Annotated in this window: 7 protein-coding genes and 1 pseudogene; 5 read left to right on the top strand and 3 right to left on the bottom strand. The window is 34.7% G+C overall.

Features of this window, described 5'->3' with window-relative positions; all coding sequences use genetic code 11:
- Positions 1-276, bottom strand: a pseudogene (locus Q0L68_RS13460) (aerotolerance regulator BatB); the annotation flags it as partial.
- Positions 277-419: 143 nt separating this feature from the next.
- On the opposite strand from Q0L68_RS13460, the gene Q0L68_RS13465 reads away from it, so the two are divergent.
- The 5 genes from Q0L68_RS13465 (at position 420) to Q0L68_RS13485 (ending at position 5,183) form a co-directional block, all read left to right on the top strand.
- The gene (locus Q0L68_RS13465) at positions 420-2,822 is read left to right on the top strand and encodes a TonB-dependent receptor (RefSeq protein ID WP_296704069.1); all 2,403 of its coding nucleotides are present in this window, start codon (positions 420-422) and stop codon (positions 2,820-2,822) included.
- 1 nt (position 2,823) lies between these two features.
- The gene (locus Q0L68_RS13470) at positions 2,824-3,660 is read left to right on the top strand and encodes a DUF4249 family protein (protein WP_296704072.1); all 837 of its coding nucleotides are present in this window, start codon (positions 2,824-2,826) and stop codon (positions 3,658-3,660) included.
- A 40-nt stretch (positions 3,661-3,700) separates the two neighbouring features.
- Complete coding sequence (locus Q0L68_RS13475) at positions 3,701-4,039, top strand: metalloregulator ArsR/SmtB family transcription factor (protein WP_296704075.1); 339 nt, start codon at positions 3,701-3,703, stop codon at positions 4,037-4,039.
- Between the two features lie 38 nt (positions 4,040-4,077).
- Complete coding sequence (locus tag Q0L68_RS13480) at positions 4,078-4,551, top strand: DUF6428 family protein (protein WP_296704079.1); 474 nt, start codon at positions 4,078-4,080, stop codon at positions 4,549-4,551.
- A 107-nt stretch (positions 4,552-4,658) separates the two neighbouring features.
- Positions 4,659-5,183 carry a protein-tyrosine-phosphatase gene (locus tag Q0L68_RS13485; RefSeq protein ID WP_296704082.1) on the top strand — a complete coding sequence of 175 codons (525 nt, stop codon included), beginning with the start codon at positions 4,659-4,661 and terminating at the stop codon, positions 5,181-5,183.
- 25 nt (positions 5,184-5,208) lie between these two features.
- Here Q0L68_RS13485 and Q0L68_RS13490 read toward each other — a convergent pair whose 3' ends face one another.
- The gene (locus Q0L68_RS13490) at positions 5,209-5,580 is read right to left on the bottom strand and encodes a response regulator (protein WP_296704086.1); all 372 of its coding nucleotides are present in this window, start codon (positions 5,578-5,580) and stop codon (positions 5,209-5,211) included.
- Positions 5,581-5,583: 3 nt separating this feature from the next.
- Positions 5,584-6,924: an ATP-binding protein gene (locus Q0L68_RS13495; RefSeq protein ID WP_296704088.1), complete on the bottom strand. Its 1,341-nt coding sequence runs from the start codon at positions 6,922-6,924 to the stop codon at positions 5,584-5,586.
- Between the last annotated feature and the right edge of the window lie 519 nt (positions 6,925-7,443).

Here is a 7,443-nt window from a genome sequence, read left to right on the forward strand (position 1 = left end):
AGCATTCATGGATTGTGATAGATCCACGGCAATGAAAATATCTTTGCCTTCTTCTTTTATCTCTTTTGTAGAAGTTCCAATTGATGGTCCAGCAAATGCCACAAGGAATAAAGCGAAATAGGTAGTCCGTAGAACCATTTTCGTAAATAGTCTTCTTTTCTCAACTTCCAGTCTTTTATTGATAGACCAGTACCTGAATAAGTAAACCAAATAGAGCAAGCCAAAAAGACCTGCAAGCAAGAGAGTGAGTTTTACGTCGGGATATGCCCAAATCATGGCCTGAAATTATAAAATAAACCTTACTTTAAAAGCGACTTTAAAATGAGTGGTTTATTGCATCGCTTAGAAAATGAAAAATTAACAAACATTAATTCTACTAATGAGTATAACAAAGGAGTTTAATTACCATTCTATCAAAAATGCAACTTTTTAGAAGTCTCTCAAATGTTTTATTTGTCTGGGTATTATTTGGGGTGACAGGTACCCTTTTTGCTCAAAGTGATGAGTTTTTTACGGGTGTGGTATTAGATGCATCTAATTCAGATCCTCTGATTGGTGCCAATGTTTATTGGGAGGATAATCTCAATTCCGGTGTGGTTACTGATCTCGATGGAAAATTTAAATTGAAAAAACGTGTGCTTCCTTCCAGATTGGTGGTTTCTTATTTAGGATTTGAAAAATCAATTAGAAACATTACTGTGAATGAGGCTGAAAAGGAAATCAGGTTCTTCCTGAAACCATCAGAGTTATCTTTGGAAGAAATAATCATTCAGGAAAGAAGGCCAGATGAACAAGTTAAAAATCTTGAAACTGGTAAAGCTTCTATACCGATTGAAACTATAAAAAATATTCCTGCGCTATTCGGCGAAGTTGATTTACTTAGGAGTTTACAGCTTTTACCAGGCGTGCAAACTGCAGGAGAGGGGACAACAGGGCTTTTTGTTAGAGGAGGTTCTGCCGATCAAAATTTAGTACAAGTTGATGGTGCACCTGTATTCAATCCTTCGCATTTCTTTGGATTTTTCTCTGTATTTAGTCCTGATGCCTTAGATCAAGTTGATTTATATAAAGGAAATATGCCTGCAAGTTATGGTGGTAGATTGTCTTCTCTAATTGACGTTTCATTAAAGGAAGGAAATAATGAACAGATACATGGGGAAGGTGGAATTGGAAGTATTTCTTCTCGTTTTATGCTTGACGGGCCATTGTTTTCTGATAAATCTACTTTTGCAATCTCCGGGAGAAGAACCTACGCCGATTTGTTTCTAAAGCTTTCAAGTAATGAGGATATCAAAAACAATAAGTTGAATTTTCATGATCTCAGTGCAAAGTTTTCATTCAGGTTGGGAGAGAAGGATAAAATTACATTATCTAGCTATGAGGGAAGTGACTTTTTGGGGCTGGATGAGCAATTTGGATTAGGATGGAGGAACTGGGTGACATCTTCAAAATGGAGTCATACAATATCTGAAAATTCTTTTTTTGATTTGGAATCATATCACTCGCGATATAATTATAAAGTTGAATTTGATGATCCTGATGCGGGTTTCACATGGGAAAATAAACTCTCAGAATCGGGGATGAAAGGTCAATGGAGTTGGATCAATTCAGATAAAATTCAGACTTATTGGGGTTTTCAAAGTCAGCTTTACCATTTTTCACCAATTGCTTTGGATCCGGCAGGTGGCAGTGCAATTCAGCCTATTGCGACAAACCCTAAAAATGGTTTTTTGAACAGTGTTTTTGCGGGAGGATTGGTAGAGCTTTCACCTAGGTTGAGCACTGAATTTGGCTTGAGATGGAGTCTGTATCATCAAGTCGGGAAAGGGGTAGATTATTTTTATGAGGGAGGAGCTCCTACAGATGAGGCAGAAATAACAGACAGTGTCAGTTTTGGGAGACTTAAACCAATGCATTTTTACCAAGGTTTGGAACCTAGAGTAGCTTTTAGGTTTCTTGTTAATGATGAGTTTTCTATAAAAGCAGCTTATAACAGAAACTACCAATATGTGCAAATAGCCTCAAATAGCTCTGCTGGTTTGCCAGTAGACCGCTGGATTTTGTCAGGTAAATACATGGATCCACTTAGGTCTGATCAAATTTCTCTAGGTGTTTTTAGAAATTTCAATCAGAATAAATGGGAACTATCTGTAGAAACCTATGCGAAAGACATTAGAAATACTATTGATTTAAAAAATGGAGCTTCCGTACTATTTACCGATCAGGTGGAGACAGAAATTCTAAGTGGAGATGGTTATGCCTATGGAGTAGAATTCTTGTTACGAAAGAATGTAGGAAAGACAACGGGATGGCTGGCATATACTTATTCTAGAACATGGAGAACAATTGAAGGAATTAGCTTAGGACAACGGTATAACCCACGCTATGATAGACCGAATGATGTGACATTAGTATTGAATCATGAATTTTCCCCATCCTGGTCTGCTGGTTTGACATTTGTTTACACTACTGGTCAGGCTGTTTCATTTCCGATTGGTACCTATGAAGTAGATAATCAGGTAGTACCTCTGTATTCTGATTATAGAAATGAAGATCGTTTTCCCGATTATCATCGGATGGATGCATCAATTACCTGGAAAAATCCAGATAAGGGAAGGAAATGGAGAGGAAGCTGGAATTTCAGTGTTTACAACCTTTATGGAAGGAAAAATCCATTTGCCTATGAATTTAGAGAGGTGATTAATGATAAAATCAATTATGATCCGGATGTGGATGGGCCAGTGGTTTCCAGAAAACAAAGTGTGGTCATGACTTATTTATTCACATTTCTGCCTTCTATTACGTATAATTTTCAATTTTAAAATGAAAAAAATCTGGTTTATAGTATTCTGTTTTTGTCTCTTCTCCTGTCAAGAAGAAGTCAACTTACCATTGGCTACAATCGATGGAATAGTACCTGTAATAGAAGCCACTTGGACGGATATTCCGTTCTATAATGAAGTGAAAATCACCTTAGCAGAAAATTATTTTGATTCTTCAGACCAAACTGTAGTATCTAATGCACTCGTGAGAATATTGATTGAAGGTACTACTATCAATATTCCATTCTATTTCAATGATGATACTCAGAGTTATAAGCCATTTCGGGAAACTAGTACAGCAGTTGTAGGGGAGTCTTATGAACTTCAGGTTTTTTGGGAAGGAAACGTATATACCTCAAAGGGTGTAATGCTTGCCCCTCCTATAGTGGATAGTCTTACTTATGCTTATCAAGAAGAAAGACTTTTTAGAGATGAGGGTTATTATATCAAGGTTTATGGGGAAATTCCTTTTAAAGAAAATAATTATTATCGAATTAAGGTTATTGAAAATGACACTTTAAAGAATGATAGGGACGATTACCTTTTATTTGATGATACCTTTGGGCTGCAGTTTTTTGAAGAAGGCTTGGAATTGAATTATCCATTTGAGGCAGGAGATAAAGTTCGAATGGAGTTATTCAGAATGAATAAAAGTTCATATGATTACTTCTCACAATTAGTGGGATTGCTTTTTAATGATGGTGGTCTTTTTAGTCCCCCTCCTCAAAACCCAGACACCAATATAATAGTCGAAGAAGGTGAAGGTAAAGTATTAGGTTATTTCATGGTTTCACCAGTTCTGACTGAAACAGTGTTTATCAGAAAGGAAAACAATTAATAACTTTTAAAGTTATTTATCGTAATATTGCAATATACTTATGGGGATTACAAAAACAGATTTATTTACTGCTAATCAAAATGAGTTGGCAAGAATGGCAAAAGCCTTAGCTCATCCTGCCAGGATCGCAATTATTCAATATTTGCTTAAAACAAATACCTGTGTAAATGGCACTCTTGTCCAGGAATTGGGATTAGCTCAGGCTACCATTTCACAGCATCTAAAAGAATTGAAAGAAATTGGACTCCTTCAAGGGACTATTGAAGGAGCATCCATGAGTTATTGTATTCATCCTGGAAAGTGGGAAGAAACACAAAAACTGCTCAATGAGCTTTTTAATTCTTACCGATCTTCCAGTGGGGATGGGAATTGTTGCTAAAAAAATTTGAATTTATTTATCGTAATATTACAATCAATATGAAACTATCAGAAATCAAGTCAAAATTGCCAAATTTGGGTGAATTAGTTTTTAAACTGCCAAATGGAGCGTCAGTGCCTGCTCATTTTCATGTGACTGAAATCGGTCAAATCAATAAAAAATTCATTGACTGTGGAGGAAAGTTGAGAGATGAAAAATCAATCAACTTTCAACTTTGGGAGGATGGAGATTTCGACCATAGGCTTGGGGCCGATAAATTGTTACATATCATCGAACTGTCAGAGAGAGTTCTGGGGTTGGAGGATTTAGAAGTGGAGGTAGAATATCAATCCGATACTATTGGGAAGTATGGGCTGGAATTTTACCAAAATGAATTTCATCTTACAAAAAAGATGACAACTTGCCTTGCGAAAGAGAGTTGTGGTGTACCTAGTTCAAAACAAAAAGTAAGTCTGGCAGGTCTGAAAGTGAAGGAAGATAATTCTTGTGTTCCAGGAGGAGGATGTTGCTAAGTTAACATATGCATTTATTCCCCGAAATTGAACAAACTGTTCGGAACCTAAAAAAAAGGGCTATTTCTGAAGAGAGGAAGGTAGTGCTAGTACCTTTAATAAACTATATGGTTTATCAAATTCAGAATGATAAACCCATCAAGCTGAATTTTATCTGTACACACAATAGTCGAAGAAGCCAGTTTTCCCAAATTTGGGCTCATGTATGGGGCTATTATTTCAATCTACCTGTTCAGAGTTTCTCAGGTGGAGTGGAGGTGACAGAGTTTAATTCAAGGGCTGTTGCAGCTTTACGTCGAGATGGATTTGAAATCAAAGCCATCGGAGATAGTAATCCCATTTATGAATTAAACTTTGGGAAAAAGCAAAAACCGATTCTGGCTTATTCTAAACTTTTTGATGATGAATCAAATCCTAAAGTTGAATTTGCCGCAATCATGACCTGTGATCATGCAGATGAAAATTGCCCTTATATTCCGGGCTGTGAAGTTAGATTTCCAATAAGGTTTGAAGATCCAAAAATTTTTGACGAAACTCCAATAGAACGTAAAATGTATTCAGAACGATCTCATGAGATAGCCTCAGAATTATTTTATGTTTTTGGTCAAGTCCATAAGTTGATGAAAAAATAGAAAGACTTTGACTTTCTTAAAATCTTTAATTGAGTTGAAGTTTTTCCTTTAGTAGCTTAAAATCTACAGGTTTGGTTAAAAAAGCATCAGCTCCAAGACTTTTTGCAGTATTATAATTCTGTTCATCCCCATAAGCAGAAATCATCATGACGATCGGTTTAGGAGTTAGTTCTTTTTCTTTAATTTCTTTCAATAGCTCTAAACCGCTCATTCCAGGCATGTTAATGTCTGAAAGGATTAATATTGCCTCATGATCTAACTTGTCAATGTATGCGAGTGCTTCTTTTCCGGAGAAGGCGAATACAAAATCAACAGTTTTTGATCGGATTTCCTTTCTGAATCTTTGTTCAAAAAGTGTTTTCACATCTTTTTCATCGTCTACAACTAGTATTTTCATAATTTAATTTTTTGGAATTATTAATTTAAAGTCGGCTCCAGAGCCAACTCCGGATTCGACTTGAATTTTTCCACCATGTGATCGTATGATATCATAACTTAATGAAAGTCCAAGTCCTGTTCCTTGTCCTGTTGGTTTTGTAGTAAAAAATGGTTGGAAAATCTTTTGTTGAATTGATTCAGGAATTCCATTTCCATTATCCGAAACAATGATTTCTACATATTCTTCAAAGTTTTTTGTACTGATCTTGACAGTTGGATTGAATTCACTTCCATTGAGATTGTTCTTTCTATCTCGAATCGAATGAAAGGCATTTGTAATAAGATTAAGAATTACTCTTCCTATGTCTTGTGAAACCACATTGATTATTGGAAGGTTTTGATCAAAATCTGTTTCCAATGTTGCGTTAAATGTTTTGTCTTTTGCTCTCAAGCCATGATAGGAAAGCCTTAAATATTCATCAGCAAGAGAATTAATGTCGGTAGGAACTTTTTGTCCATTGCTTGATCTACTATGTTCAAGCATACCTTTCACGATGGCATCTGCCCTCTTGCCATGGAAGTTGATCTTTTCTTCATTTTCAATAATGTCTTTAACTAAAGCATTTACTTCTTCAATATTTCCGGTTTCAATTTCCTCCTTCAATTCGTCTAAAAGTTCAGTATTCACTTCCGAAAAATTATTTACAAAGTTTAAGGGGTTTTGAATTTCGTGGGCAATTCCTGCCGTTAATTCACCAAGGGATGCCATTTTTTCTGATTGTATAAGTTGCTCCTGAGCTTCTTTTAATTCTCTAAGGGCTTCTTCAATTTGTTCTTTTGCTTTTTGAAGTTGATAGTTTTTTAGGGTTAAGTCTTTTGTTTGTTCTTCAACTTTCTCCTGAAGTTCTTTATTCTTTTTTTGCCATTCAGTCAAATGCCAGGCATCTCTCACTACATTGACTGGTGTACTACCATGCCAGTGAATTAGTTTCCATGAATCGTCTATCCACTGGAAAAGGCTGCTAAGTCTGAAATCTAATTTATCAGTACCCTCTGGGTTTTTAACAAATAAATCAAACTCATTGACCAATAAAGCAAGATCTCCAGACTCATCTTTCCAGTATTTAAACGGCTTTTTCTTATAAGATACTTCTATTCCGGCCTCTTTACTTTGCTGATATTGCAATTCTAATACTTCTCTAAAATTTTTAAAGCCTTTAATTCTTTCATCTTTGGTGGTACCAAAACCCGATACCTCTTTAGAAATGAAATCTGGCATTTTTTCAGAAGGATATTCTGAGGTGAATATTCTTAAAATTTCCTCTTGTGCTTTTTGAAGTAATTGATCTTTTTCAGATTTCATTTGTATCAATCAAGCTTTTTATATTTTCTATAAAAAACATTATTAAATTTTTAAGTCTCTTAAAAAAGAGAAAAGTCAATATCAATTTGATTTAATAAACAAGATTCCTTGGAAACTATGCAATCTTTGAAATTGACTTGAATAGATTAAATTTTATTTGTTGCAAAAGGATTAAAAATATATTGGATGGATAAACTGTTTAATTTGGAGTTATTGATAAACTTATAACCACAAGATAATTTAATAGAAATTGTTGGATTTAAAATATTTTCAATATCTGATCAGCAAAAAAACAGAGTTAAATTATTTTTGAGGTTTAGGTAATTTTCTATTAAGTATTTTGAAATGATCGTTTTTAAATATGTAAATCCCTTTCAATGAAAATCTAATCATTTTTTTTACATAATATTCGTAGATATATGAAAATTTCGTAGGGTTTTTAAAAAATTCATTTTAGATTAGTGACATGAATGAATTGAACCACAACGAAGAACTGATCATGGGCATCTTTTGGAAGCT

Origin of the sequence: Algoriphagus sp. (assembly GCF_024642405.1) — a bacterium.
Taxonomy (GTDB): Bacteria; Bacteroidota; Bacteroidia; order Cytophagales; family Cyclobacteriaceae; genus Algoriphagus.

Coding starts and splice junctions, on each gene's coding strand:
- Q0L68_RS13480 (WP_296704079.1), top strand. CDS start 4,078: ATGAAACTATCAGAAATCAAGTCAAAATTGCCAAATTTGGGTGAATTA.
- Q0L68_RS13485 (WP_296704082.1), top strand. CDS start 4,659: ATGGTTTATCAAATTCAGAATGATAAACCCATCAAGCTGAATTTTATC.
- Q0L68_RS13465 (WP_296704069.1), top strand. CDS start 420: ATGCAACTTTTTAGAAGTCTCTCAAATGTTTTATTTGTCTGGGTATTA.
- Q0L68_RS13475 (WP_296704075.1), top strand. CDS start 3,701: ATGGGGATTACAAAAACAGATTTATTTACTGCTAATCAAAATGAGTTG.
- Q0L68_RS13470 (WP_296704072.1), top strand. CDS start 2,824: ATGAAAAAAATCTGGTTTATAGTATTCTGTTTTTGTCTCTTCTCCTGT.
- Q0L68_RS13495 (WP_296704088.1), bottom strand. CDS start 6,924: ATGAAATCTGAAAAAGATCAATTACTTCAAAAAGCACAAGAGGAAATT.
- Q0L68_RS13490 (WP_296704086.1), bottom strand. CDS start 5,580: ATGAAAATACTAGTTGTAGACGATGAAAAAGATGTGAAAACACTTTTT.